The organism is Pseudomonas coronafaciens pv. oryzae str. 1_6 (assembly GCF_000156995.2).
GTDB classification, from domain to species: Bacteria; Pseudomonadota; Gammaproteobacteria; order Pseudomonadales; family Pseudomonadaceae; genus Aquipseudomonas; species Aquipseudomonas tremae.
Map to the genome: position 1 here is coordinate 1,976,581 of NZ_CP046035.1, position 26,007 is coordinate 2,002,587.

11 protein-coding genes are annotated in these 26,007 nt (G+C 61.5%); 2 read left to right on the forward strand and 9 right to left on the reverse strand.

Going from position 1 to position 26,007, the window contains the following annotated elements:
* Positions 1–8,628 carry an amino acid adenylation domain-containing protein gene (locus POR16_RS08900; protein ID WP_122381323.1) on the forward strand — a complete coding sequence of 2,876 codons (8,628 nt, stop codon included), beginning with the start codon at positions 1–3 and terminating at the stop codon, positions 8,626–8,628.
* Positions 8,629–8,834: 206 nt separating this feature from the next.
* Here the strand turns inward: POR16_RS08900 and POR16_RS08910 are convergent, their stop codons facing one another.
* The 6 genes from POR16_RS08910 to pvdM all read right to left on the reverse strand — a co-directional run bounded on the left by POR16_RS08910 (position 8,835) and on the right by pvdM (position 19,326).
* A complete protein-coding gene (locus tag POR16_RS08910; protein ID WP_122381321.1) occupies positions 8,835–11,246 on the reverse strand; it encodes a TonB-dependent siderophore receptor in 2,412 nt (803 codons plus the stop codon).
* A gap of 218 nt (positions 11,247–11,464) precedes the next feature.
* A complete protein-coding gene (locus tag POR16_RS08915; RefSeq protein WP_053931307.1) occupies positions 11,465–13,696 on the reverse strand; it encodes a TonB-dependent siderophore receptor in 2,232 nt (743 codons plus the stop codon).
* A 305-nt stretch (positions 13,697–14,001) separates the two neighbouring features.
* Positions 14,002–15,666: a cyclic peptide export ABC transporter gene (locus POR16_RS08920; RefSeq protein WP_005893693.1), complete on the reverse strand. Its 1,665-nt coding sequence runs from the start codon at positions 15,664–15,666 to the stop codon at positions 14,002–14,004.
* Between the two features lie 68 nt (positions 15,667–15,734).
* Positions 15,735–16,607, reverse strand: coding sequence for a dihydropyoverdine dehydrogenase (gene pvdO / locus POR16_RS08925; RefSeq protein WP_053931306.1), 873 nt, complete (start codon positions 16,605–16,607; stop codon positions 15,735–15,737).
* 48 nt (positions 16,608–16,655) lie between these two features.
* A complete protein-coding gene (gene pvdN, locus POR16_RS08930) occupies positions 16,656–17,939 on the reverse strand; it encodes a pyoverdine-tailoring periplasmic protein PvdN (protein WP_005893696.1) in 1,284 nt (427 codons plus the stop codon).
* A complete protein-coding gene (gene pvdM / locus POR16_RS08935) occupies positions 17,932–19,326 on the reverse strand; it encodes a pyoverdine-tailoring dipeptidase-like protein PvdM (protein WP_005893698.1) in 1,395 nt (464 codons plus the stop codon). The genes pvdN and pvdM overlap by 8 nt, the downstream gene beginning before the upstream one ends.
* A gap of 182 nt (positions 19,327–19,508) precedes the next feature.
* Between pvdM and pvdP the strand changes: the two genes are divergently transcribed.
* A complete protein-coding gene (pvdP, locus tag POR16_RS08940; RefSeq protein ID WP_024690994.1) occupies positions 19,509–21,143 on the forward strand; it encodes a pyoverdine maturation tyrosinase PvdP in 1,635 nt (544 codons plus the stop codon).
* Between the two features lie 204 nt (positions 21,144–21,347).
* On the opposite strand, the gene POR16_RS08945 is transcribed toward pvdP, so the two are convergent.
* From POR16_RS08945 to POR16_RS08955, 3 genes are read right to left on the reverse strand one after another with little or no spacing between them, the layout of a single operon-like run.
* Positions 21,348–22,736: an efflux transporter outer membrane subunit gene (locus POR16_RS08945; RefSeq protein WP_005893703.1), complete on the reverse strand. Its 1,389-nt coding sequence runs from the start codon at positions 22,734–22,736 to the stop codon at positions 21,348–21,350.
* 7 nt (positions 22,737–22,743) lie between these two features.
* Complete coding sequence (locus POR16_RS08950; protein WP_053931303.1) at positions 22,744–24,714, reverse strand: MacB family efflux pump subunit; 1,971 nt, start codon at positions 24,712–24,714, stop codon at positions 22,744–22,746.
* On the reverse strand, positions 24,715–25,887 hold the full coding sequence (locus POR16_RS08955) for an efflux RND transporter periplasmic adaptor subunit (RefSeq protein WP_005893707.1): 1,173 nt from the start codon (positions 25,885–25,887) through the stop codon (positions 24,715–24,717).
* Positions 25,888–26,007 lie beyond the last annotated feature (120 nt).

Below are 26,007 nucleotides of genomic sequence, written 5' to 3' on the forward strand. Positions count from 1 at the left end.
ATGGACAAGTCTGCAGCAGAGCGTATCGCCCAGCGTTTTACCGGGTTGCCCGTGGAACAGCGCCGGCAGATCCTCGCCAAGATGCACGAGACCGGGCAAAGCTTCAAACTGCTGCCCATCGCCGTCACCCGGCATGAAGTAGCGCGTATTCCGCTGTCCTACGCGCAGCAGCGCATGCTGTTCCTCTGGCAGATGGAACCGGACACCGCTGCTTACAATGTTCCCATGGCGGTGCGCCTCAACGGTCCGCTGGACCGTCAGGCGTTGAGCGCAGCGCTGGACCAACTGGTGCAGCGCCATGAAACCCTGCGCACGCGGTTTGTTTCCGAGGACGGCGCGTTCTATCAGGAGATTCTTCAGCAGGCGCACGTCGCGCTTGAGTTCACGCAGGTTGCGCCAGCCGATATCGAAAGCCAAGTGCGTGCCGAGCTGCACAAGCCCTTCGACCTGCTGAGCGGCACCTTGTTGCGGGTCAAACTGTTTCAGTTGGGCGAAGCCGAGCGCGTGCTGACCGTGTGCATGCACCACATCGTGTCCGATGGCTGGTCCGGCGAAGTGCTGATTCGCGAGTTTGTGCAGTCGTATCAGGCGCAGGTGTCCGGTCAGTCTGCGCAACTGCCTGCGCTGGCGATTCAGTACGCCGACTACGCCATCTGGCAACGCGCCTGGCTGGAGGCCGGGGAGGGCGAGCGGCAACTGGAGTACTGGAAACAGCAACTGGGCAGCGAGCATCCGTTGCTGAGCCTGCCGCTGGACCACGAGCGTCCGCTACAGCCCAGTCAGCGCGGCGCAACTGTGCGTGTTGATCTGCCGGAACACCTGTCCGCACAACTGAAAGCTCAGGCGCGCAACAGCGGCCAGACTTTGTTCATGCTGATGCTGGCGGCGCTGTCGGTGGTGCTGTCGCGTTTCAGCGGGCAGGCTGATATTCGCATCGGCGCGCCCAACGCCGGGCGCACACGCAGCGAACTGGAAGGGCTGATCGGCTTCTTCATCAACACTCAAGTGTTGCGTGTGCAGGTGGACGAGCGGCAGAGCTTTGCGCAATTGCTGGATCAGGTGAAACAGGTCGTGACCGGCGCTCAGTCGCATCAGGAGCTGCCTTTTGAACACCTGGTGGACGCGCTGGCCCCAGAACGTAACCTGGGCCACAACCCGCTGTTCCAGTTCAAGATCAATCAGCACGTGCTGGCGGCCGAAGACAGTGGGCAACGTGTGTCGGGCCTGACCGTCGGCGAGTTTCCGATGGGCAGCAGCGATGCGCGCTTTGATCTGGCGTTCGATTTCACCGATACGCCGGGCGGCATACGCAGTTATTTCACCTACGCCACCGACCTGTTCGAGCCACCGACCATCGAGCGTATGGCCGACGCATTGCGCGCTGTGCTGCAAGCGCTGGTCGTGGACACTGACCAGCGTCTGGCCGATCAGCCGCAAACCGTTTCGTTGCCCGCCGCTGAGCAGAGCGCTGATGTTGCCTGCCGCGACTTCCTCAGCCTCTGGCAACAGGGCCTGCGCATCGGGCGCGGCAAGACCGCCTTGCGTGTGGGGCAGCAAATGCTGAGCTTTGACGAACTTGAACAGCGCAGTAATCAGTTCGCTCGCTACCTGCACACGCAGGACATCCAGCCGGACATGGCCGTTGCGCTGTGCCTGGACCGCTCTGTGGAGTGGGTGGTCAGCCTGCTGGCGGTGCTCAAACTCGGTGCCGTTTACCTGCCGCTGGACAGCGCACAGCCCGCCGAGCGTTTGCAACAACTAACCCGTGACAGCGGCGCGGCGTTGTTGATTCACGCGTCCGGCGACGACAAGGCAGCGCAATTGGGTGTGTGCCCGGTGCTGGCCTTCGATGCTGCGTTGTGGTCCGAGGTCGATGGTGGTGAGCTGAGCGTGCGCGTCACCGCCGAGCAACCGGCTTACATCATCTACACCTCCGGCTCCACCGGGCAGCCGAAGGGCGTGGTGATCAGCCACGGCGCGCTGGCCAATTACGTGCAGGGCGTGCTTGCGCGCCTGTCGCTGGGTGACGGGGCGAGCATGGCGATGGTCTCGACGGTCGCCGCAGACCTGGGCCATACACTGCTGTTCGGTGCGCTGGCGTCTGGGCGCCCGCTGCATCTGCTGTCCCACGAGCAAGCGTTCGACCCTGACGGTTTTGCCCGTTACATGGCCGAGCATCAGGTTGAAGTGCTGAAGATTGTGCCCAGCCATTTGCAGGGCTTGCTGCAAGCCGCAAACCCGGCCGACGTGCTGCCGAGCCAGTTGCTGATGCTGGGTGGCGAGGCCAGTTCCTGGGCGTTGATCGAGCAAGTCCGCGCGCTGAAACCGGGCTGCCGGATCGTCAATCACTATGGCCCGACCGAAACCACGGTCGGCATCCTCACCCATGAGGTGTCCGAGCGTCTCAATGCCTGCCGCAGCGTGCCGGTCGGTCAGCCTTTGGCTAACGGCAAGGCGCGGGTGCTGGACGCCTATCTGAACCCGGTTGCCGAACGGGTGTCGGGCGAGCTGTACCTGGGTGGTCAAGGATTGGCGCAGGGCTATCTGGGCCGTGCGGCGATGACCGCCGAACGCTTCGTGCCGGACCCGGACGCCGATGGCCAGCGTCTGTATCGGGCTGGCGACCGAGCGCGCTGGGTGGATGGCGTGCTGGAGTACCTGGGTCGTGCGGATGATCAGGTGAAAATCCGCGGTTATCGGGTCGAGCCGGGCGAAGTCGGTCAGGTGTTGCAAACCCTGGAAAACGTCGCCGAAGCCGTGGTGCTGGCTCAGCCGCTGGAAAGCGACGAAACACGTCTGCAACTGGTGGCGTACTGCGTCGCGGCGGTGGGTGCGCGCCTGAACGTTGACTCTCTGCGCGAGCAACTGGCGGCGCGTCTGCCGGAATACCTGATGCCTGCGCAGTTCATGTTGCTTGAAAAGCTGCCACTGACCGCCAACGGCAAGCTCGACAAACGCGCCTTGCCCAAGCCGGGCGTGGTCAAACAGCGCTATACCGCACCGGTCGGCGAGATCGAAGAAAAGCTCGCCGCCGTGTGGGCCGACGTTCTGAAGCTGGAGCAGGTCGGCAGCACCGACAACTTCTTCGAACTGGGCGGCGATTCGATCCTCAGCCTGCAAATCATCGCCCGCGCCAAGCGTCAGGGCATCAAGCTCAGCCCCAAGCAACTGTTCGAAAAACAGACCATCGGCCAATTGGCTTCTGTCGCCAAATTGATCGAGAAAAAGCCAGCGGCTGTGGTGGAGCAGGTCAGCGGTTCGCTGCCGCTGCTGCCGATTCAGGCGCGCTTCTTCGAAATGGACATTCCTGAGCGTCAGCACTGGAATCAGGCGCTGATGCTCAAGCCCCTGCAAACGCTGGAGGCAACCCCTCTTCAAGCGGCACTCACCGCGCTGATCGAACAGCACGACGCACTGCGCCTCGGTTTCACGCAACAAAACGGCCAGTGGCAGGCCACGTTCGGCGCGCTGAACACGCGTGACGTGCTGTGGAATCACGAACTGGACAGTGTCGAGCGCCTGAGCGAACTGGCTGATGAAGCGCAACGCAGCCTGGACTTGAAAAACGGCCCCTTGTTGCGTGCAGTGCTGATCGACCTGCCGCAGGGTGAGCAGCGTCTGCTGTTGGTGATTCACCATGTGGCGGTGGACAGCGTGTCGTGGCGCGTGTTGCTTGAAGACCTGCAACAGGCGTATGTCGCCATCGCGGCAGGCAGGCCATTGTCGCTGCCGGCAAAGACCAGTTCACTGAAAAGCTGGGCCGAGCATTTGCAGGCCTACGCACAAAGCCCTGCGCTGGAGCAGGAACTGGGTTACTGGCAGGCGCAGTTGCAGGAGGTCAGCGACGCCTTGCCTTGCGATTACTCGCACGGCGGCCAGCAACAGAAGCACGCGCTGTCGGTGGTCACGCAACTGAATGGCGAGCTGACCCGGCAACTGCTGCAAGACGCACCAGCGGCCTATCGCACGCAGATCAACGACCTGCTGCTGACCGCGCTGGCACGGGTGGTCAGCCGCTGGACTGCGCAGCCGCACGCGCTGATTCGTCTGGAAGGGCATGGCCGCGAGGACCTGTTCGACGCGCTGGACATCACCCGCACGGTCGGCTGGTTCAGCAACCTGTACCCGGTCCGGCTCACCCCGCAGGCCACGCTGGCCGAGTCGATCATGACCATCAAGGAGCAATTGCGCGCAGTGCCTGACAAGGGCATTGGTTACGGCGCGTTGCGTTATCTGGGCAGCGAATCGGCACGGCGCACCCTGCAAGCACTGCCGCAAGGCAGCATCGTGTTCAATTATCTGGGCCAGTTCGACGGCAGCTTTGACGCACAAGGCGCGCTGTTCACGCCCTCGGCCGACAGCAGCGGCGCGTCGCAGAGTGCCGATGCGCCACTGGCTGCGCCGCTCAGCATCAATGGTCAGGTGTATGGCGGCCAATTGCGCCTGAGCTGGACCTTCAGTGGTGCGGTATTTGAACGTGACACCGTGCAGCGGCTGGCCGACGAATACGCGGTTGAACTGCAACAATTGATTGCGCATTGCACCACCGAAGGCGTGGCCGGGGTAACTCCTTCGGACTTCCCGCTGGCGCGCTTGACCCAGTCGCAGCTGAGCCGGTTGCCGATGCCTGCGGCGCAGATCGAGGACATCTACCCGCTGGCGCCGATGCAGCAGGGCATGCTGTTTCACACCCTGTTCGAGCAGGAAGCGGGCAATTACATCAACCAGATGCGCGTCGAAGTCAGCGGCTTGGACGTGCCGCGTTTCCGTGCCGCCTGGCAGGCAACGCTGGATGCCCACGAGGTGCTGCGCAGCGGGTTTGTCAGTCACTTGGAGCAGTCGCTGCAAGTGGTGTTGCGCGATGTGAGCATGCCGTTTGTCGAGCGGGATGCTCGCGGGCAAGCCAGCGAGTGGGTTGACGATTGGGCGAATGCGGACCGTCAGCAGGGCTTCGATCTGACTCAAGGGCCATTATTACGTCTGGCCGTGTTGCGTACCGGCGAGCAGACGCATCAACTGATCTACACCAGCCATCACATCCTCATGGACGGCTGGAGCAGCTCGCGGCTGCTGGGCGAAGTGCTGCAACGCTACAGCGGCCAGACGCTGCCGAGGCAGGTCAGCCGTTATCGCGATTACATCGAATGGCTGCAACGTCAGGATGCTGCGCTCAGCGAACGTTTCTGGACCGGCCAGCTGGCCGGGCTGGACGAGCCGACCCGGCTGGTTCAAGCGTTCAAAGCGCCAGAGAACGGGCAGGGGCATGGCGATTATCTGCAACTGATTGATGCCGAGAATACCCGCCAGTTGAGCGAGTTCGCCCGCGAACAGCGCGTCACCCTCAATACGCTGGTGCAGTCGGCCTGGTTGCTGGTGTTGCAACGCTACACCGGCCAATCCAGCGTGACCTTCGGCGCAACTGTGGCTGGGCGTCCGGCTGAACTGCCGGGCGTCGAAGAGCAATTGGGGTTGTTCATCAACACCCTGCCGGTGATCGCCAGCCCGCGCCCGGAACAGCGGGTGGCGGACTGGGTGCAGCAGGTGCAGGCCAAGAACATCGCCCTGCGTGAGCATGAACACACGCCGCTATACGACATTCAACGCTGGGCACGCAGTGCTGGCGAGGCGCTGTTCGACAACATTCTGGTGTTCGAAAACTACCCGGTGTCCGAGGCATTACAGCAGTCCGCGCCGCAGGGGCTGGTGTTCGGCGGCCTGCACACGCAGGAGCAGGCTCATTACCCGTTGACCCTGGTGGTCAATCTGGGCGAAACGTTGTCGATGCGTTTCAGCTATGCCCGTCAGTCTTTCAGCGAGCTGCACATGGCGCAGTTGTCGGCGCATCTGCGGCAGGTTTTACAGGCGCTGGCGCGTGATCCGCAGGCGGCGATTGGCGAGCTGGCGCTGTTGGATGATTCCCAACAGCAACAGGTATTGCGTAGCTGGAACACGACCACTGCCGACTTCCCGAACGAACACTGCCTGCACAGCCTGATCGAAGCCCAGGTACTGGCCACGCCAAATGCCCCGGCGCTGATTTTTGCGGCTGAACAACTGAGCTACGCGCAACTCAATGCCCGCGCCAATCAGCTTGCCCATCGCTTGCGTGAAGCGGGCGTTGGCCCGGACGTACTCGTGGGGATTTGCGTTGAGCGCAGCCTGGAACTGGTGATCGGTTTGCTGGCGATCATCAAGGCCGGCGGCGCCTACGTGCCGCTGGACCCGGATTACCCTGAAGATCGCTTGGCCTACATGATGCAGGACAGCGGGATTGGCTTGCTGCTGACCCAGACTTCGTTGCTGGAACGCCTGCCGGTTCCTGAGCATGTGCAGAGCATTTGCCTGGATCAGGACGGCGACTGGCTGGCCGGCTACAGCACTGCCAACCCGATCAACCTCAGCCATCCGCAGAATCTGGCCTACGTGATTTACACCTCAGGCTCGACCGGCAAGCCCAAGGGCGCAGGCAACAGCCATCGCGCCCTGGTCAACCGACTGCACTGGATGCAAAAGGCTTACGGGCTGAATGAATCCGATACCGTTTTGCAGAAAACCCCGTTCAGTTTCGACGTGTCGGTCTGGGAATTTTTCTGGCCGTTGCTGACCGGCGCACGTCTGGCCGTGGCGCTGCCGGGCGATCATCGCGACCCCGAGCGGCTGGTGCAGACCATCCAGGAACATCAGATCACGACGCTGCACTTTGTCCCGTCGATGCTGCAGGCGTTTCTGACTCATCCGCAGGTAGAAAGCTGTAACAGCCTGCGTCGCGTGGTGTGCAGCGGCGAAGCATTGCCTGCCGAACTGGCCGGTCAGGTGCTCAAGCGTCTGCCGCAGGCAAGTCTGTATAACCTTTACGGCCCGACCGAAGCCGCTATCGACGTGACGCATTGGACCTGTACCACGGATGACGTGCTCAGCGTGCCGATTGGTCGCCCTATCGACAACCTGAAAACCCACATTCTGGATGACGGTTTGCTGCCTGCCGCGCAAGGCGTTGCGGCAGAGCTGTATCTGGGCGGCGTGGGTCTGGCGCGGGGTTATCACAACCGCGCGGCGCTGACCGCCGAGCGTTTTGTGCCCGATCCGTTTGACGAGCAGGGCGGGCGTCTTTATCGCACCGGAGATCTGGCGCGTTATCGCAACGAAGGCGTGATCGAATACGCCGGGCGTATCGACCATCAGGTGAAGATTCGTGGCCTGCGTATCGAACTGGGTGAAATCGAAGCGCGTCTGCATGAGCATTCAGGCGTGCGCGAAGCCAATGTGATCGACATTGACGGGCCTTCCGGCAAGCAGCTTGTTGCGTATCTTGTGCCGGCCGACGTTGATCAAGGCCCGGACGTTCTGCGCGAAGCCTTGAAGACGCATCTCAAGGCTCACGTGCCGGACTATATGGTGCCGACCTGGTTTGTCTTCATCGATGTGATGCCGCTGAGCGCCAACGGCAAGCTGGATCGCCGGGCACTGCCCAAACCGGACGTCAGCCGGTCGCAGCAGGGTTACGTCGCGCCGCGTACGGAATTCGAGCAGCGTTTGGCGGCGCTGTGGCAGCAGGTATTGCAGGTCGAACAGGTCGGTCTGAACGATAACTTCTTCGCGCTGGGCGGGCACTCGCTACTGGCAGTTTCGCTGGCGGGGAGGATTCGCGAGACGTTCGATATCTCCATCAAGCTGCATGATTTTCTGCTGATGCAGACCCTCGGTGAACTGGCCGATTTTATGCGTGCCGATGAGGCGAGGGTCAAATCGGCGGTCATCGCCATGAACGCCAGTCGATCGGACAACGCGCCGTTGTTCTGCCTGCCACCGGGCGGCGGCGGCACGTACTCGTATTACCCGCTGGCGGGTCAATTGAGCGACAGCCGACCGGTTTACGGGCTGGTCAACAAGGCCTATGTGGTGCCGGGCTGGTTCGATACTTCGTGGCAGGAAATGGTCGATTACTACGTCGAGCAGATCCGTATGGCTCAGCCGCACGGGCCTTATAACCTGCTGGGCTGGTCGATGGGCGGTGCGCTGGCAATCGAGGTGGCGCATGTGCTTGAGCGGGCTGGCGATACGGTGAGCTTTCTCGGGCTGGTGGATACCCAGTTGCCTTCATCGGCCGGGATGCAGTGGGTGGAAGAGGCCCCAGAGGTCACTGTGCAGAAGCAGGGCGAAAACTACTACCGCAGCCTGATCAAGAGTCTGCAGGCGTTTGTGCCGGGCTTGCAGGAAGAGGCGATTGTCGGGCTGATCGAAACGGCCCGGCATTCGGTGTCCAGCGAGGGCGACGTGATCGACTGGGTGGTCGACGAAGTTGCACAGCAAGCCGGAATGAACGTCGACAGCCTGCGCAACATCTTCCAGGACATCGCCGTGCAGGACGAGATCGAAACCGGTTACAAATTACTGGAAGCCAACGCGCAACTGAGCCAGTCGTTTACTCTGAAAACGCTCAACGTCCAGGCCGATTGCTGGTGGGCCGGGCAGAGCCGCGCGCCCGGACAGATTGCCAAAGCTGAAACGGTGCTGCTGGAACAGTGCTCGGTCAACGGGCTGCGCAGTTCGACGACGGTTGATCAGCGGCATGACAACCTGGTGCTCGCGGAAGCGTTTCTGCTGGGGCTAGCCGAGCGACTTGTGTGACGCAGAGCGTCACGAACGGCATTCCCACGCTGGAGCGTGAGGAACGATAGGGGCCTGGGCTGGCGCGTCCGGGACGATAGGTGTCTGGGCTGTTGTGTGATGAACGATAGGCGTCCGGGAGAACACCATCGTGGCCATGCTCCGCGTGGGGATGCATTTCCGGACGCTCTGCGTCCGCTCTTGATCGCAAGGAGCAAGCGGCGCTGTTAAAAGTCACCACGCAACGTCAGGACGTAGTTGCGCGGGTCGCCGTAGTAGTTGCCGCGGTCGATGTCGCCGGTGGCCTTGTAGTATTTGCGGTCCAGCAGGTTGTTGCCGTTGAGCGCTACCGACCAGTGTTCGTCGATCTTCCACGAGGCCCGCGCGTCCCAGATGGCGCGGCCGGGGTTGTCGATGCGCTGGGTTGACTCATGTTCGGAGTAGCCGCTTTGCGCCGACACACCGCCGCCAATGGTCAATCGGCGCCACGCGCCGGGCAAGTTGTAGCTGCTGGACAGGCGCAACATGTGACGGGGTGTTTCTGCTGAAATCGACTGGCCGTCGCTGCCGCGAGTGAGGTTGAAGGTGTAACCCGCCAGGGTCTGCAGACCTGGTAACGGTTCGCCACTGATTTCCATGTCGATACCCTTGCTGCGCCGTATATCACCATTCAGATAGCAGGTGCCATAAGCATCATTGCTCAGGCACTGTCCCGCATTGGCGTTGTCCTCGATGGCCACGTCTTTCTGCTTCACATAGAACAGCGCAAAAGACACGTTCAGGCGTTTGTCGAACAGCTCGCCCTTGATACCGGTTTCATGGCTGGCGCCGATCGCCGGGTCAAGGAATGCGCCGGATGCGCTGCGATAACCGCTCTGCGGCAGAAAGATATCGGTGTAGCTGGCGTACCACGACCAGTCGCGGTTCAGGTCGTAGATCACACCCACGAACGGCGTGACCTGGTTGTCTTCCTGGGCGCGGGTGGTCACGCCAGCAGACTGGCTTTGGTAGTCATACCAGCTGAGCCGGCCACCCATGACCAGACTCAACGACTCCGTCAGGCTCAGGCGCAGGTTGTTGTACACGCCATAGCGCTTGTCGCTGTAATCGGTGCTGCGCCAGGCCGGGCGCGCAGGCTCTGCAATTGCATCGTGATCGACGTTGAAGATGTCCAGCGGCTGATTGGCGTTGAGCGTGGCGTAACGGGAATCGCGCTTTTGCTCGGACCAGTTGCCGCCGACGGTCAGCTGATGCGTCAGGCCAAACGCATCGAAACGGCCGTCCAGATGGCTGTCGAGCCCGTTACTATGGATGTCGTCCGAACGGAACAGGGTCCTGACCAGTCGCGAACCGCTCTGCGTCGCCGGATCGATAGCCCCCTGTGCGTAGGCGACTTTCTGATCGAACGCGCCATCGGAGTGGGTCGCCGACAGCGTGCCGCTCCAGTTCTCGTCAAAGCGGGTTTGAAGCTCGCTGAACACCTCGTCGGTCCGGGTCTGGTGGCGATTCCAGTCCTGAGCCAGCGACGTGGAGCGCTGCAGCTCGATGGCCTTGCCGTTGCTGTAGCGAGGCAGGCCGAAAATCGAAAAGCCCTTGGTGTCCGCGCTTTGGTGGCGCATGCCAAGCGTCAGTGTGGTGTCTTCGGTGAGGTCTGTTTCCAGAATGCCGTACAGCAACGGCGCAGTTTTTTTCAGGCCGTCGATGAAGTAGCCACGGTCTTCATAGGACGTCACAAAGCGCCCGCGTACGCTGCCTGAATCGTTGAGTTTGCTGCTGACGTCCAGATCGACGCGGTACTGATCCCAACTGCCCGCACGCGTGGTGATCGATAATTGTGGCATTGCGGTAGGTCGCTTGCGCACCAGATTGACCACGCCCCCGGGGTTGCCTGCACCGATCAGCAACCCGGCAGCACCGCGCAGCACTTCTGCGCGGTCGTAGATTTCCATGTCCGGGGTCATCCAGCCGGTCACGCTGTAGCCCTGACCGGCCACGCCGTCGATGGTGTAGCTTTCGTCCTTCAATGCAAAGCCCCGCGAACTGAACACGTGAGAGCCAAAATTGCGTTGTGAAAAAGTGATACCGGGCGTTTGCGCCATCACCTCGTCCAGACCGGTGAGGTTCTTGTCGTTCATCAACTGACGAGTCACGACGGTGACGGACTGCGGGGTGTCGCGCAGCGATTGTGTTGTCTTATTGATGCTCACCCCGGTAGCGGTGTATGAAGCGCTGCCTCCGGTGCTGATGCCGGCCTGATTGGCCTTGATCGCGACCGGATCGAGGTTCACAGGCTGCGCAGCTGCCGGGACGCGGACAATCAGTGTGTTGGCCTTGAGGTTATGCGCCACATCAGCTTTTTTCAGCAGGTCCGTGACCGCTTGCTCGGGCGTCAGCCTGCCGTGTACGGCGCTGCTGAACTTGCCGCTCACGTCGTCGGGGTTGTAAAGGATTTGCAGGTCGCTTTGTCGCCCCAGCTCTTTCAGGGCGCTGCTCAAGGCTTGCGCGGGGATATCGAACTCGAACTCTTCAGCCAAGGCTTCACCCTGCACACTCAACGCCAGCGTCAGACCCACACTGCCCAGACGCAGGCCGAGCGTTTTCACGCGACCTGTGCGCAGACGGCTGGAGGATGTTTGCATGGCGGGGATGACTCGTTGAAAGGGATAGCGAAGGATAATGCATTTGCGTCAGTTTGGTCGTGCGTAGAGCTCTGCATCACAAGCCGAGACCGCGCCGACAGGACGCAGAGCGTCCGCAAAGGCATGCCCACGCGGAGCATGGGCACGATGGTGTCCCTCTGGATACCTATCGTTGCGCACCCTCCAGCGAGGGCTCGATCCTGGCAGACGGACTCAGATCAGAAATCCCCCCGCAAGGTCAGGACATAGCTGCGCGGTTCGCCGTAGACGTTGGAGCGGTCTGTGGCGATCGAGGTGCTGTAGTACTTGCGGTCGAAGAGGTTTTCGGCGTTTAGCGATACCTTCCAGTTCTCGTCCAGTTTCCACGACGCCCTGGCATCCCAGATGGCTTTGCCGGCTACGCCTAGCTGTTTGTTGAACGGTACTTCGTAGCCCGAATCTGCCGACACACCGGTGCCCAGCGTCAGGCGGTTCCAGGCGCCAGGCAGGTTGTAGCTGGTGTTGAGGCGCAGTATGTGTTTCGGCGTTTCGTAAGCTACATCCGAATCACCGTTATTGCGCAGCATGTTGAAGGTATAGCCGCCGAACACTTGCAGCCCCGGCAGCACTTCGCCGCTGGCTTCCACGTCGACACCCTTGCTGCGGCTGATGCCGTCCTGCAGGTAGCAGGAGCCGTCGGAGCTGGTCGGGCAGAGCTCGGTAGTGTTCACGTCCACGCCGGCTACATCTTTTTGCTTGATGTAGAACAGCGCCATCGACAGGTTCATGCGCTTGTCGAACAGCTCACCCTTGAAGCCCGTTTCGTAGTTGGAGCCGATGGCCGGGTCCAGTGGCGAGCCGCCAGCGGTGACGTAGTTGGCCTGCGGGGTGAAGATGTCTGCATAACTGGCGTACCACGACCAACTGTCGTTGATGTCATAGATGACGCCTGCGAACGGGGTGAATTCCTGAGTCTGTTTGGATTCGTAACTGTTGGCTGCGCCGGTTTTGACGTCGTACGTGTAGTCATACCAGCTCAGTCGAGTGCCCAGCACCACGCTCAACGGCTCGCTCAGGTGAATACGCGTGTTGGCGTACAGGCCCGCGCGTTCTTCGGTGGTGTCGATGTCGGTGGTCCAGGCCGGACGCGCGGGCTTGGCGAAAGCGTTCTGGTTGACGTCGAAAATGTTGATCGCGGATCGGGTTGGGGCAGTAGCCTGATGCGTATTGGCGTTCTGTTTCGACCAGTCGGCGCCTAGGGTCACCTGATGCTCGAGGCCGAAAGCGTTGAAGTTTCCTTCCAGTTGAGTGTTCAGGCCGGTGCTGTCCACTTCGTCTCTGCGAAAGAGTGTGTTCTGGAAGGTAGAGCCTGCCAGTGTCGTAGGGTTGACCGCTCCCCTTGCAAACGCAATAGCCTGATCAAACCCACCCTGCGAATACGTCAAAGACGTGCGGCTGGTCCAATCCTCATTGAAACGGTGCGCGACTTCGGTAAACACCTCGGTCATGTCGCTTTCGAGACGATTCCACTTCTGCGCCAGATTGGTCGAGCGCGACAGCCCCAGCGACTGGCCGTTGCTGTAGCGCGGCAGGCCGTAGATCGAGTAGCCGTTGATGACTTGTTCCTGGCGACGCAGGCTCATGGTCAGCGTGGTGTCCTCGTTCAGGTCGGCTTCGACGATGCCGTACAGCAGTGGCGTGCGGCTGTCGCGGCCGTCCAGATAAGACCCGCTGTCATCGTAGGCCGCCACCATGCGCCCGCGCAGCGTGCCCGAATCGTTGAGCTTGCCGCTGCCGTCCAGATCGACACGGTACTGATCCCACGAACCGGCGCGGGTAGTGATCGAGAATTTGTTGTCGGCGGTCGGGCGCTTGCGCACCAGATTGACCGCACCACCGGGCTGGCCCGCACCGACCAGCAGGCCTGACGCGCCGCGCAGTACTTCCACGCGGTCATAGATGGCCATGTCCGGCTGCATCCAGCCGGTGATCTGATAACCCTGACCGCCGATGCCATCGACCAGGAAGCTTTCCGCCAGCAGCGAGAAGCCGCGCGAGGTGTACACATGACCGCCGAAGTTACGGTACTGGAACGTGATGCCGGGCGTGTCTTCCAGCACTTTGCTCAGGCTGTTGAGGTTGTTGTCATCCATGACCTGCCGAGTCACCACGCTGACCGATTGCGGTGTTTCACGCAGTGACTGCGGCGCGCCCTTGCCGATACTGACCGCGCCGGTAGTGTAAGAACCTGTACCGTCAGTGGTCGTACCCAGGTAATGCGAGTCGATCGCAGTCGGGGCCAGATTGACCGTACCCGTCGTGGTCGATCCGTCTGCAGCGGTTTCCTGCGCCTGCGTGGTGACCGGCATGCAGAGCGCAAGGCCCATGGCCGCTATTGACGGCCGGGAGCAGAACATCTGACTGAGCATCAACGCTTTGCTGAGCGGGGTGAGACGTGACGGGTTGTGCATGAATTGGCTCTTTCCAGTGGGTATCGGCAAGGAGATTGGAAGCGTTGTGCAGGTCTGCGCAGTCGGGTTCAGCCATCGACAGGGCAAGCGAAAGCAACTTTTTTATAGAGCGCCGCATGGGGAAATGGCTGACACGCAGTTCGCTGTTAATGAGAACGAAAGCGAATAACGTTTATTTAATGATTTTTTCACAAACCGCGGAAAAAGATGGCGCTTGGGTATCTGATGTCGTTGGCAGGGTTGCGCTGGACAATAAAAAGCCCCGCTCGCGGGTTGACCGGGCGGGGCGTTTCACTGCGCCGGAATCAGGCGGGCGCAGCTTCGCTCTGAACCTGCTCGACCTGAATCTGCCCGGTCTGCATACGCACTAGCTGGTCGGCGATGTAGAAATAGCGGTCGTCGTGAGAAATGACGATGATGGTCTTGCCCTGCTGCTTCAGTTCCGGCAACAGTTCGGTGTAGAACACGCGCCTGAATGCCGGGTCCTGATCGGCGGCCCATTCATCGAAAACCAGCACTTGGCGCTCGTCCAGCCACGCGTTGATCAGCGCCAGACGCTTGCGCTGGCCGGTGGACAGGTCGGTGGTGGTAAACGCACCGTCCTTGATGCTGACCTTGTGCGCGATGTCTAGTCGGTCAAGGTATTTGCCGGCGTCCTGCGGCAGCGCAGCCTCGCCTTGCAACGGCTCGTCGAACAGGTAGTAGTCGGCAAAAATCGTGGTGAACAACTGGCGGTAGTCATCCAGGTTTTCCGGGGTGACGCTCTGCCCATTGAGGCGGATCTCGCCCTGTTGCGGCTTGTACAGGCCCAGCAGCAGCTTGATCAGCGTGGTTTTGCCACAGCCGTTTTCGCCGACGATGAACACGATATCGCCCTGTTTGATGCTCAAATCGACCGGGCCAAGGTGAAAAGCATCGCTGCCCTTGACCGGTGGGTAGTCGTAGCGCAGGTTGTGCAGCTCCAGCGTCTGCATATTGGCCAGCGAGTTGGGGCGGTCGCTGACCAGCAGGTGGGGTTCGGGACTGGAGAACTTCCAGGACAGTTCGGCGATGCGACGCATGGCGATCTGCGCACGGCTGATGCCGGGCAGGGCGGTAATCAGGCGTTCCAGCGGGCCTTTCATGTACAGCATCACCAGCACGAAGCCACCTAGCACGGTTTTTTCAGTGGTCGGCCACATAGCCTGGAAAGCGATGGCGATGCCGATTACGGCAAAAAACAGCATCGAACCGAAGGTTTCCGCGCTGACAAATATGTTGGCGGCGCGAATGTTCGAGCGGCAAATGTGCTCGGTGGCACCGCGAATCTTCTCGTCGAGCATATGCTGGCGACGCTTGCGCTGAATGCGCAGTTCCTTGGCACCTGCCGACAAGGCCTGATAGTGTTTCTGCAATTCGTCTTCGCTGTTACGCGCGGCCAGAATGCTACGCATGCCGAACGCATGGGCCAGGTATTGCGCGCCGGTGCCGAGCACCACGGTGAGCACGGTCAGTGCCAGAATCTGCCACGACAACAGCGCCAGATAGGTCAGGCAGCCGAGGGTGACGGTGAATGAGATGACCATCGGCGCGACCGACAGGGCGAAGGTACTGATGGTATTGACGTCATTGAGCAGCACCGGGATCAGGCGGTGCGAGCGATAGCGCTCCAGTTGCTCGATGGGTGCGACCAGCACCTTGGCGGCCAGCTCGCGGCGTAGGTTGGCAACGACGCGCTGGCCGACGTAGTTGGTCGACAGGTTGGACAGTGTCGAGCATGCCAGGGTCAATACACATAAGCCGGCGAACAGCAGCGCGGTGTGGGTGTCTGGCCCGCCGGGCATGTTCAGCGCATTGTTGATAGTGGCCAGCAGGCCGGTGACGCTCAGGCCACTGACGATGCCCAGCACGGTTGACAGCGCCACCAGCCACCAGAACGGCTTGAGGATCCTCAGGGTTTCCCGGGCGAGGCTTTCAGTTTTGCGGGTCATGGTGTGTCTCGTCAGTGTCCGTGAGTGCCGTTCGCGTACGTCGCAGGTGGCGGGGCGTATTGAATCCATCAGAGGTCGCGGACGACCCGGAAGCCCAGCCAGTCGCCACGTACGTCGGGCTGGCGGCTGTTGCGGTTGCCGGAGCGCGAGAAGATCGGCGCTTCGGTCCAGTCATTGCCGCGAATCATCTTCCAGGTGCAATCGCCGGCCAGCCACGCGCTGCCGTCAGTGGGCGCGCCGTTGTAGTTGCTGGTCTCGCAATCGGCGGTCCATTCGTAGACGTTGCCGTGGGCGTCGTAGATGCCGAAATCGTTCGGGCTGTAGCTGCCAGCCGGTGCGGTGTAGCTGAAACCGTCTTCCGGGCCGTAGGTGTTGGCGTGTTTGGCGATGCTGTACGGTTTGCCTTCGTCCATCGGGAACGGGAACGAGCCCTTGCTGCCGCCGCGTGCCGCGTATTCGCGCTGGGCTTCGCTGACCATGTGGTAAGACTTGCCGGTCTTCTTGGACAGCCATTCGACGTAGGCCTTGGCCTCGTTCCAGTCCATGCACACCGCGGGCTGGCGCGCGGTCAGCGGGTAGCGTGGCTTGCCGGCCTTACACTCGCGGCCTGGACGGGTGTCGCCGTCCGGCATTTTGTAACCGGAGCTTTTGATATAGGCGTCCCATTCGCCGGCCAGTACCTGAAACTGGCTGATGGCGAACGGTTTGACGAAGGTCACGTCATGCAGCGGGCCTTCGTCAGGCTGGCGGCCCATTTCTTCCTCGGGCGCGCCCATGGTGAACGTGCCCGCAGGCAGCACGACCATTTCCGGGCAATCCTTGCAGTCCTTGAATGTCTTACCGGGCGCGGGCGCGGGTACCGAGACGGGCGTGGCGGCGAGGGCGGTGCCTCCAAGTAACAGGCCGAGCACGGCGGAAAGGGACAGCAGTGTATTTTTCATGACGGGTCTCGATTGAAAGCGGAAAACAGGTGATTCAGTGCGTGCGCGTCAGGCGCGCTTGCCGAGCAGGGCCATGAAGCGGTCGATCTCGGCTTCGTTGTTCAGCAGCCCTGGCGCGGTACGTACCACCGGGCCTACGTCGCGGCTCACGGCATCGACGACCATGCGCTGCTTCATCAGCCAGGCAGCGACCTCGTCGCTTTCCTGACCCTTGAGCCGGAAGAAGCTGAAGCCCGCCGACAGCGCCGGGTCCATCGGTGTGACCAGTTCGACGTTGGGCTGAGCCTTGAGGCGCTGCTTGAGGTAGCTGTTGAGCTTGTAAATGCGTGCCTGCACGTCGGCTTTGCCCAGTTGCAGGTGCAGCTTGAACGCCTCGTTCAGGGCCCAACGGTGTTCAAACGAGTGATAGCCGCCGGGCGTCATGATCGTGCCGAAGTTGGTCGCTTCCGAGAACGTCGGGATCAACGGCGTGAGGTCCTTCACCTGCTCCGAGCGCGCGCACACGATGCCGGTGCCGCGCGGGCCAAACATCCACTTGTGGGTGCCGGCGACATAGAAGTCACACTTCATGTCCGGGAAGTCCAGGTTCTCGACGCCAAACCCGTGTACACCGTCGACCACATACAGAATGCGGTCTTTGTCGTCACGGTTGCGGTTATGTTCTTCGACCAGATCACCGATGGCTCCAATCGGGAGTTTGACGCCGCTGCCGGACTGCACCCACGTCATGCCCAGGACCCGCGTCTTAGGCTGAATGCTGCGTGCGATGGAACCGATGATTTCGTCCGCCGACACGCTCGCCGGGTCTTTGAACAGGCGAATCTTGCGCACCTGCGTGCCGTCGCGCTGCTGCCGAGACTTGAGGATGTCACGGGTGCAAGAGTGTTCGTGTTCGGTGGTGAGGATTTCCTGGTCCGGGCGCACATGCAGGCCGCCGTAGATCATCGCCAGCCCTTCGGTGGTGCTGCCGGTCAGGGCGATCTGGCCGGGTTGGGCATTCAGGTACCTGCCAGCCCAGACGCGAACCTCGTGTTCGCGGCGCTCAGTCTCACCCAGGTCCCAATCCATCGCCAGACCGGGGTTGCGGTCGATGTGCGCGCGATGCTGTTCGATAGCTTCCCGGACCGGTTTCGGGTGCGAGGTGACCAGAAAATTGGAAAGGTGGACGTAATCCGGGTCCTGATCGAACAACTGTTTCAGGCGCGCCCACTTGTCTGCCGCCATCGGCTCGGGAGTGGCGGTTGCTGTTGCTGCCGTTGCTAGACTGGAGCCCAGTGGCAGGGCTGCGGCCAGCACGCCAGCCTGCTTGAGAAAGGTTCTGCGGTCAGTCATGAGCGTTTTCGCCTGATGGTCGGGGAGCGGCGTTCGAGAGGTTGGTTTGTCGCGCATCCGCACGCGCAGAAGCCTGAACCTGCTCCCAGACGCGCAGAAAATTGCCACCCCAGAGCTTGGTAATGTCCGCTTCGGCGTAACCGCGCTCGATCAGCTCGGCGGTCACGTTGCGAATTTCGCTGACGTCGTTGAAGCCTTTCACACCGCCGCCATCGTTGAAGTCGGAACTGATGCCGACATGGTCGATACCGATCTTCCTGACCGTGTAATCGATTGCGTCGACGAAATCCTTGACCGTGGCCTTGGGCTCTTCTTCAAGAATCGCGTACAGCTTGCTGGCGTAGGCACCGAAGCGCTGTTCGGGCCAGACGGTGATGATCGGGTCGCCGGGCATCAGCGCCATGGCCAGATTCGGCAGCGGCGGCAGGTCAAAATCCTTGCGCAGGGCGTTGAGCTTGTCCTGGGTTTTCTGGGTCAGCGGCTTCAAATAGGCCGGAAACGCCACGATCTGCACCACGCCGCCGCTCTGTTTGATGAGCTGCATTTCCTCGTCACTGAGGTTGCGCGGGATGTCCACCAGTGCGCGCGGTGCCGAGTGCGAGGCGACCATTGGCGTGCGGCTCAACTGGCTGACCTGCAGCAGCGCCTTGCTCGACATCTGCGACACGTCGATGATCACGCCCAGGTCATTCAGGCGCTGCACGGCTTGCTTGCCGATCTCCGACAAGCCGCCTAGCGCGTCAGGTGTGTCGTTGAGAAAGGGCAGGGGCCGTGAAGAATCCGCCCAGCTGTTATTGCCGACGTAGCTGAAGCCGAACATGCGCATGCCGCGCGCCGTCCAGTGGTCTAGCAGGTTCAGGTCATCACCCAGCGGGTAGGCGTTGAGCATGCTGATGAAGATCGCAAACTTGCCCTCGCCGTGCAGGCGACGCATGTCGTCAGGGGTGTAGGCAATGCCGACCTGGTTGGGAAAGTCGCGAACCATGCCGGTGATGATTTTGTAACGCACTTCCTGTTGATGGCGCGCTTCGTCGACAAAGCCGGGTGTCGGTCGATGTGGGGCGTTGTCACCGTTCCAGATTTCCGGCCAGCCGAACACTGTCAGTGCTGCTCCGGACAGGCGTCCGCGTGCGCTTTTCACCAGGTCGAACTGCCCTGAACCGTCCTTGTCGGCCTCGTTGCCCTCGCTGCCGAACTTCATCGGCACGGTGATGTGACTGTCGAAGGAAATGATCCGCTCTTGCAGGTCGTCAGCCTGCTTCATCACTTTGACCGGGTAACCGGCTGGCGACCAGTAATTCCAGGCTATAAAACCCGCGCCTGCACTGATTACCAAGGCCAGCGGCAAGCCGATGAAGAGAGTCTTTTTCCAACGCGGTCTTGTCATTTCCGTCTCGTTTGATTAACCGTGGCACAGCCTGCGACGGCCGTTGCTATCTGGTGGAGAACGAGCGGATGGGCGAAAAATTTAGCGCATGGCTGTCTATGGAGTCAGCCACCTAAATTTAATCGTCGGGTTTACGTTCTAGCTTGGATAACGGCTGTATCGGTGCTGGAACAGGTAGGGTAATGACGATTTCTCGACGAGGGTTCATGGCAGGGCTGGCGGTGACTGGCGCGGCGCTTCCGGCTGCCTATTACGCGCATCGTGAACTCACGCGCGTCGACGAGCCGGTAACGCCGGGCGAGGCCACGGCAGGGCCCGCCGATACCGCTACTCAGCGCCTGGCTGACAAGCTGCGTGGCGTGTGGACCCTGCGTTTCGAAGGGCGCGACGCAGGGCTTGGCGGTGCGCCGCTCGACGGCCTGGAAATGTTTCTCGACATTGCCCCGCGTGGTCGTGGCCTGCGCGGTTATATCGACACAGCCGAGAAATTGCGCTGCGATGGCATGCCGCGCTTCCGGGTGATCGGCGACCTGCAACCGGCCAATGTCGCAAAACTGTATCTGCGGGTCATTGACCGCTATGCCGGCGACGATCCGTACAGCGACAACCCGGATTACGAGTTCAGCCTGACCCTCGATGAAGTCTGGGGCGCGTTCGGCAATGCGGGCAGCGGCACATTGAGCGGGCGCATCGAGCGACTGGACCGGCCATTGGCCCTGCCGGAGCTGGAAAACCGCCTGATCGCAATCAAACAGGTTTTCCCCGAAGCGCGTGAGCGGGTGGGGTTGAGTCCGCCGTTTCTGGCCTGGCTGGTTTCCAGAGAGCACCGCCTGTTTCATCAGCTGTGGCACGCTTCTCGGGACAAATGGCACAAACTGCCTGAAGACAAACGTGACGCCCTGCGCGGCATCGGTTGGCAGCCAGGGCCGCGCGCGAAAGAGCGCGATGCGCGTGGCCCGCACAAGGATCGTAACGGTTCGGGTGAAGACTTTTTTTATATGCACCGGCACATGCTGATCCAGGCCCGCAAGATTCAGAACCTGCCGTCGTGGCCGCGCTTTCCGCTGCCACAACCAGAACTGGAGCGCGACCGGCTGGGTTTCGCTCGCTACTTTGATAATCACGATGGCTGCGCCTTGCCCCCCAACTGGCTGGCGCAGGGTGATGAGGAATACACGCAGTTGGTTAGCGACATCAAAAGTCAGGAAACCTATCACACTCATTTTCAGGTCTGGGAATCGCAGTATCGCGATCCGCGCTTTCTGTCGAAGCTGACCTTGGGTCAGTTTGGTTCGCAGGTCGAGCTGGAACTGCATGACTGGTTACACATGCGCTGGGCCTCGGTGGCCCGCGACCCGGCCAATGGCCAGCCGGTGCCGATGGCACGTCGTTCGGATGACTTTGCCGAGCGCTGGTTCGAGCCGGAAAACGACTTTCTGGCCGACCCGTTTTCATCGCATGTGAACCCGGTGTTCTGGATGTTCCATGGCTGGATCGACGACCGCATAGATGACTGGTTTCGCGCCCACGAACGCTTCCATCCGGGCGAAGTGAAGCGCCTGGAAGTCAACGGCGTGCCATGGTTCGCGCCGGGTCGCTGGGTTGAAGTCAGCGACCCGTGGCTGGGGCCGGAAACCCATGGCTGCAGCACCGTGCCGGGACAGGCCGCCGGTACAACCATGGAAATGGACCCGGAAGTCATGAAACTCGCGCTACGGATTACCTTTGCGGCGGATGACAAACTGAGCAACCTGCTGCGCCGCGTGCCGCGCAGGCCTTGGTATGCAAGGAATCTGTTGCCGGAGAGGTGGTTTTAGTGAACGGTAGTCGAGATTATCGTTCCCTACGCTCCAGCGCTCATCGGCCAGAAGCCTGACGGCTCCTTATTCCGGGCTCGTTGGGGCTTGTATAGCGCTGAGCGTCGCACGATAGTTAAGATTATCGTTCCCTACGCTCTGGCTTGGGAATGCAGTACTAGACGCTCTGCGTCGTATGATAGTGGTGTTTCTATCGTGACTCGCTCAGCGTACCTGCCAACCCCCACCCAGCGCCTTGTACAGTGCAATGCTCGCCTGCAAGCGTGCGAGCCTTAACTGCACACTCGCGTCCTGCGCCAGGTACAGCGTGCGTTGGGTTTCCAGCACCGTCAGCAAACCCTCTGCACCGGCTTCATAACGGCTCTGGGCGATGCGGAAGGCGGCCTGCGCCTGTTTGAGTTCTTCTTCGTGCCAATAGCGTTGCTGGTCAAGGCCGCTGATGCTGTTCAGGGCTTTTTCCACGTCGGCGAAACTGTTGATAATCGCGCCGCGATAGGTTTCCAGCAGTTCTTCCTGACGTGCCGTGGCCTTGTCACGCTCGGCCCCTAGGCGCCCATTATTGAAGATCGGCCCGACCAGCCCTGCCGCCAGGCTGCTGAACGGTGCGCGCAGCCAGTCCTCTGCGCGGGTCGCTTCGGTGCCCAGCCTGGCGCTCAGCGTCAGTTTCGGCAGCATCGCCGCCCTGGCTACCGTAACGTTGGCCTGTGCCGCTGCCAGTTCGGCTTCGGCCTTGGCCAGATCGGGACGGCGGGTCAGCAGGTCGCTGGGCACGCCAGCGTTGATGTCCGGCCAGCTCAGACTGTCGAAAGCCTGATCGTCGAGCTCGATGTCCTGCACCGGATGACCGAGCAGCGCTGCGAGGGTGATCAACTGGTCGTTGGCCAGTTGCTGAATGCGCGGCAGTTCGCGCTGCTGAGCCGCCACCAGGTTCTTCTGCTGTGCCAGCTCCAGCGCAGTGGCTGAGCCCGAGTCATAACGGGTCTGCACCAGCTTCAGAACGTTCTGCGCATTGCCCAGGTTCAGCCCGGCAATCCGGCCTTGTTCACGCGCCGCCAGGGTTTGTGCGTAACGGTCGGCAACGTTGCCGAGCAGGGTCAGCTCCACGGTCGCCTGATCGAACTCGCTGGCGCGCAGGCCTTGTAACGCGCTGTCGCGTCCGGCCGCGATGCCACCCCAGAAATCCACTTCGTAGCTGGCAGTCAGATCGCTGGTGAAGTTGTTGGTGTTGTTGTCGTCGGACGGGTTGGCCTTGCGGTCGCTGTTGCGCACGAACTTGTTGCGTTCGCCGCGCAGGTCAAAGGCCAGTTCCGGCAGCAGCGGCGCACCACCGATGATGGCGGTGGCCTGGGCCTGACGCACGCGCGCCATCGCCGCAGCCACTTCATGGCTGTCCCGACTTGCCTGGGCGATCAAACGGTTCAGTTCCGCGCTGCCGAAGCGTTGCCACCATTGGGCATCATTACGCTGGCTGGCAGCGCGCTCGGCAAACGCCCAGCGCGCGGGTGGCTGGACGCCGCTGTCCAGACGCGGGGCAGGTGTGTTGCAAGCGCTCAGCAACAGGCAGACGGTCAGCAGGGAAAGGCATGGCTTCATCGAATGGTCATTCACTGGTAAGGGCCGCCACCGGGTCAAGCCGGGCAGCTTTGCGGGCTGGCATGAAACCGAAAATCACTCCGGTGACGAGCGCGCAGGCAAAGGCACCGATCACCGCAGACAGGGTGAAGGCCACCGCCACCTTGCTCGCGAGCAATGCCGCGCCCATCCCCAGCGCCAGCACGATACCGGCCAGCCCCCCGACTACCGAAAGCATCACGGCTTCAGTAAGGAACTGGCGCAGAATGTCACGCTGCCTTGCCCCGGTGGCCATGCGGATGCCGATCTCGCGGGTCCGCTCACGCACGGTCATCAGCATGATGTTCATCACCCCGATGCCGCCGACCAGCAGCGAAATGGCGGCAATCGAGCCGAGCATCAGTGACAGGGTGTTCTGGGTGCGCGCTTCGGCCTGGATCATTGCGGCGTTGTTGGTCAGTTCGTAATCCTGCTTGCCGTTGTGCAGACGTTGCAGCAGGCTGCGAATCGCTGCTTCGGCCTGCTTGACGTTGTTGGCGTCGCGGGTGGCGATGGTGATGTACTCAGGGTCCTGCGAGCCGAACAGTCGGATGCTGGCCGATGAGTAAGGAATGGCGATGCGGTTATCGCTGTCCAGATCGCCCGAGGTCGCGCCTTTTTCCTGGAGCACGCCGACCACTTGAAACGGCACGTTTTCGATCAGGATGTATTGACCGATTGGGTCGATGCGCTCGCCGAACAGCTTCTGACGAACCTTGTAACCAATCACTGCCACGGCGGCTGCGCTTTGCTCGTCGGCCTCGCTGAAATAGCTGCCTTCGGCCACAGGCCAGTTGAAAATCGCCGGAAAGTGCGTGTCGTTGCCGCCGACGTAGCTGGAGTGATCGACATTGCCGTAGCGCACTCCGGCCTGTCCGCCGTTGACCGGCATGATCATTTTTACCTCGGGCAACTCGCCCAGTGCGGCGACTTCTTCAAGCGTGATGACGCCTTTCGGTGCGCGCGGGTTGGGTGCCTTGCCGTTGAGGTAGATGATATTCGAGCCGAACGAGGACATCTGCGCCATGACTTGGCGCTTGCTGCCTTCACCGACAGCGAGCATGACCACCACAGACGCGACGCCGATGACGATGCCCAGCAAGGTCAGCGCAGTACGGAAACGGTTGATCCACATGACCCGCCACGCCGCCTGAACCGCGTCGAGCAATTCGCCTTTCCAGGCGCCGCGACTGCCGCTGCCTTCGGTAAGGCGCTTGCGCAGATCGACGGCCTGCAACGCCGCCGGGTTGGCTGCAAGCGGCGCGGTCGTATCGCCGGCGGTATCGCTTACCACCAGACCGTCGCTGATCTCGATGACCCGATTGGCGCGCGCTGCCACTTCCCGGTCATGCGTGATCAGAATCACCACATGGCCCTGGCTGGCCAGTTCGTCCAGCAGGGTCATTACCTCAGCGCCGCTGTGGCTGTCCAGCGCACCCGTGGGTTCGTCGGCGAGGATGATGTGCCCGCCATTCATCAAAGCGCGGGCGATTGACACCCGTTGCTGCTGGCCGCCGGACAACTGATACGGGCGATTACCGGTGCGTGATGCCAGGCCCAACCGGTCGAGCAGGGCGGCGGCCCGGGCGTGACGCTCGGCGGCTGGTGTACCGGCGTAAATGGCCGGCATCTCGACGTTTTCCTGTGCCGAGCCGGACGGTATCAGGTGGTAGCCCTGAAACACAAAACCGAATGCTTCACGGCGTAGCCAGGCCAGTTCGTCGCTGCCCAGCTCGGCAACGTTTTCTCCGGCAAACAGGTACTCCCCTGACGTGGGGCGATCCAGGCAGCCGAGGATATTCATTAATGTCGATTTGCCCGAGCCGGACGCGCCGACAATCGCCACGAACTCGCCGGCGTGGATCGACAGGTCAATGCCGCGCAGCACGTTGACCAGCGGGCTGTCGCCACCGCCGTAGGATTTGCGGATACCCCGCAGGTCGATCAGCGGCGTGTGCATTCAGCCTCCGCTGCCGACGGGAGCGGGCACCAGCAGGCGATCACCTTCGCTGAGCCCATTGATGATCTGCACCCGCAGACGGTCGCTGATCCCGGTTTGTACCTGACGATTCTGGACTTCGCCGTTGGCGGCCAGTACCTGCACAGTCTTGATATCGGTCCGGGAGCCGTTTTGCAGTGCTGCAAGGGGAGCCGTGAGGGTGTTTTCGGCTTTGCCAGCGACAAAAAAAATCTGTGCGGTCATTTCTGCCATCAGCGCCTGATCACTGTTGTCGACGTCCAGTAAAACCGTATAGAGCACCACCCGACCGCCGCCGCTTTTACGCGAACTGCTCGGGCTGCCGCCGCCCTGATTGGCCTGATCCAGCGGTCTGGGCGGCACCGGCAGAATCTGCCGCACGGTACTGCTCCAGCGCCTGTCGCCGCCGCTGAGCGTGGTGAAGTAGGCCGTCATATCCGGTTTGACGTGGCCGATGTCGGCTTCCGAGACTTCGGCCCAAACGGTCATGGGCGACAACCGGGCGATGCGCAGAATCAACGGGGTCTGTTGTTGCGCATTGAGGGTCTGACCCTCGCGGGCATCCAGCGCGACAACGGTGCCGCTCATGGGCGCGTAAATGCGGGTGTAACCCAGCGCCGCTTCGTCACTGCGCAGCGCCGCCCCGGCTTCGAGAATCTGCGCCTTGAACATGTCGACTCTGGCCTGGGTGGCGCGAAATTCCGACTGCGCGGCCTGCACGTCTTCAGCGCGAGTGGCGCCGCCCGCAGCAAGGCTTTTCTGCCGTTGTTGCTTCTGCTCGGCCAGTTCGTGCAGCGCACGCTGTTCCTGCAACTGCGCCTTGAGATTATCGATGGCATACCGCGCGGCATCGAGTTTGGCTTTTTGTGTCGATGGGTCGATTTCCACCAGCAAATCGCCTTCGTTGACCTGGTCGCCAACTTGCGCGTGGATTTTCATGATCTGCCCGCTGGCCTGCGAGCCAACGTCCACGTAGCTGCGCGGCTGCAGAGTGCCCAGCGCGGTCACGCTGTTTTCGACAGTGCCGCGGGTCACGGTCACGGTCGATGCATTGCTTCTGGCGTCGGGCAGGATCTGCCACGCACACACGGCAATGACCGGGAACAGGCACAGCGCCACGAGGAGGGCGCGTCGAAGATGTCGAGAGCGTTTCATGCAGAGTCCTGCGTGGGGATATAGACAACGGCGCCAGAGCGGCTCTTCAAATAGAGCTGCCCTTTAAACGTTGGATGGAAGCAGGAATTTAGCGCCATGCACGGGTTGTACGATTTAGCT

Excerpts from the sequence above, each read along its gene's own strand:
- POR16_RS08900 (WP_122381323.1), top strand. The coding sequence starts at position 1 with ATGGACAAGTCTGCAGCAGAGCGTATCGCCCAGCGTTTTACCGGGTTG.
- POR16_RS08910 (WP_122381321.1), bottom strand. The coding sequence starts at position 11,246 with ATGCAAACATCCTCCAGCCGTCTGCGCACAGGTCGCGTGAAAACGCTC.
- POR16_RS08915 (WP_053931307.1), bottom strand. The coding sequence starts at position 13,696 with ATGCACAACCCGTCACGTCTCACCCCGCTCAGCAAAGCGTTGATGCTC.
- POR16_RS08920 (WP_005893693.1), bottom strand. The coding sequence starts at position 15,666 with ATGACCCGCAAAACTGAAAGCCTCGCCCGGGAAACCCTGAGGATCCTC.
- pvdO (WP_053931306.1), bottom strand. The coding sequence starts at position 16,607 with ATGAAAAATACACTGCTGTCCCTTTCCGCCGTGCTCGGCCTGTTACTT.
- pvdN (WP_005893696.1), bottom strand. The coding sequence starts at position 17,939 with ATGACTGACCGCAGAACCTTTCTCAAGCAGGCTGGCGTGCTGGCCGCA.
- pvdM (WP_005893698.1), bottom strand. The coding sequence starts at position 19,326 with ATGACAAGACCGCGTTGGAAAAAGACTCTCTTCATCGGCTTGCCGCTG.
- pvdP (WP_024690994.1), top strand. The coding sequence starts at position 19,509 with ATGACGATTTCTCGACGAGGGTTCATGGCAGGGCTGGCGGTGACTGGC.
- POR16_RS08945 (WP_005893703.1), bottom strand. The coding sequence starts at position 22,736 with ATGAAGCCATGCCTTTCCCTGCTGACCGTCTGCCTGTTGCTGAGCGCT.
- POR16_RS08950 (WP_053931303.1), bottom strand. The coding sequence starts at position 24,714 with ATGCACACGCCGCTGATCGACCTGCGGGGTATCCGCAAATCCTACGGC.
- POR16_RS08955 (WP_005893707.1), bottom strand. The coding sequence starts at position 25,887 with ATGAAACGCTCTCGACATCTTCGACGCGCCCTCCTCGTGGCGCTGTGC.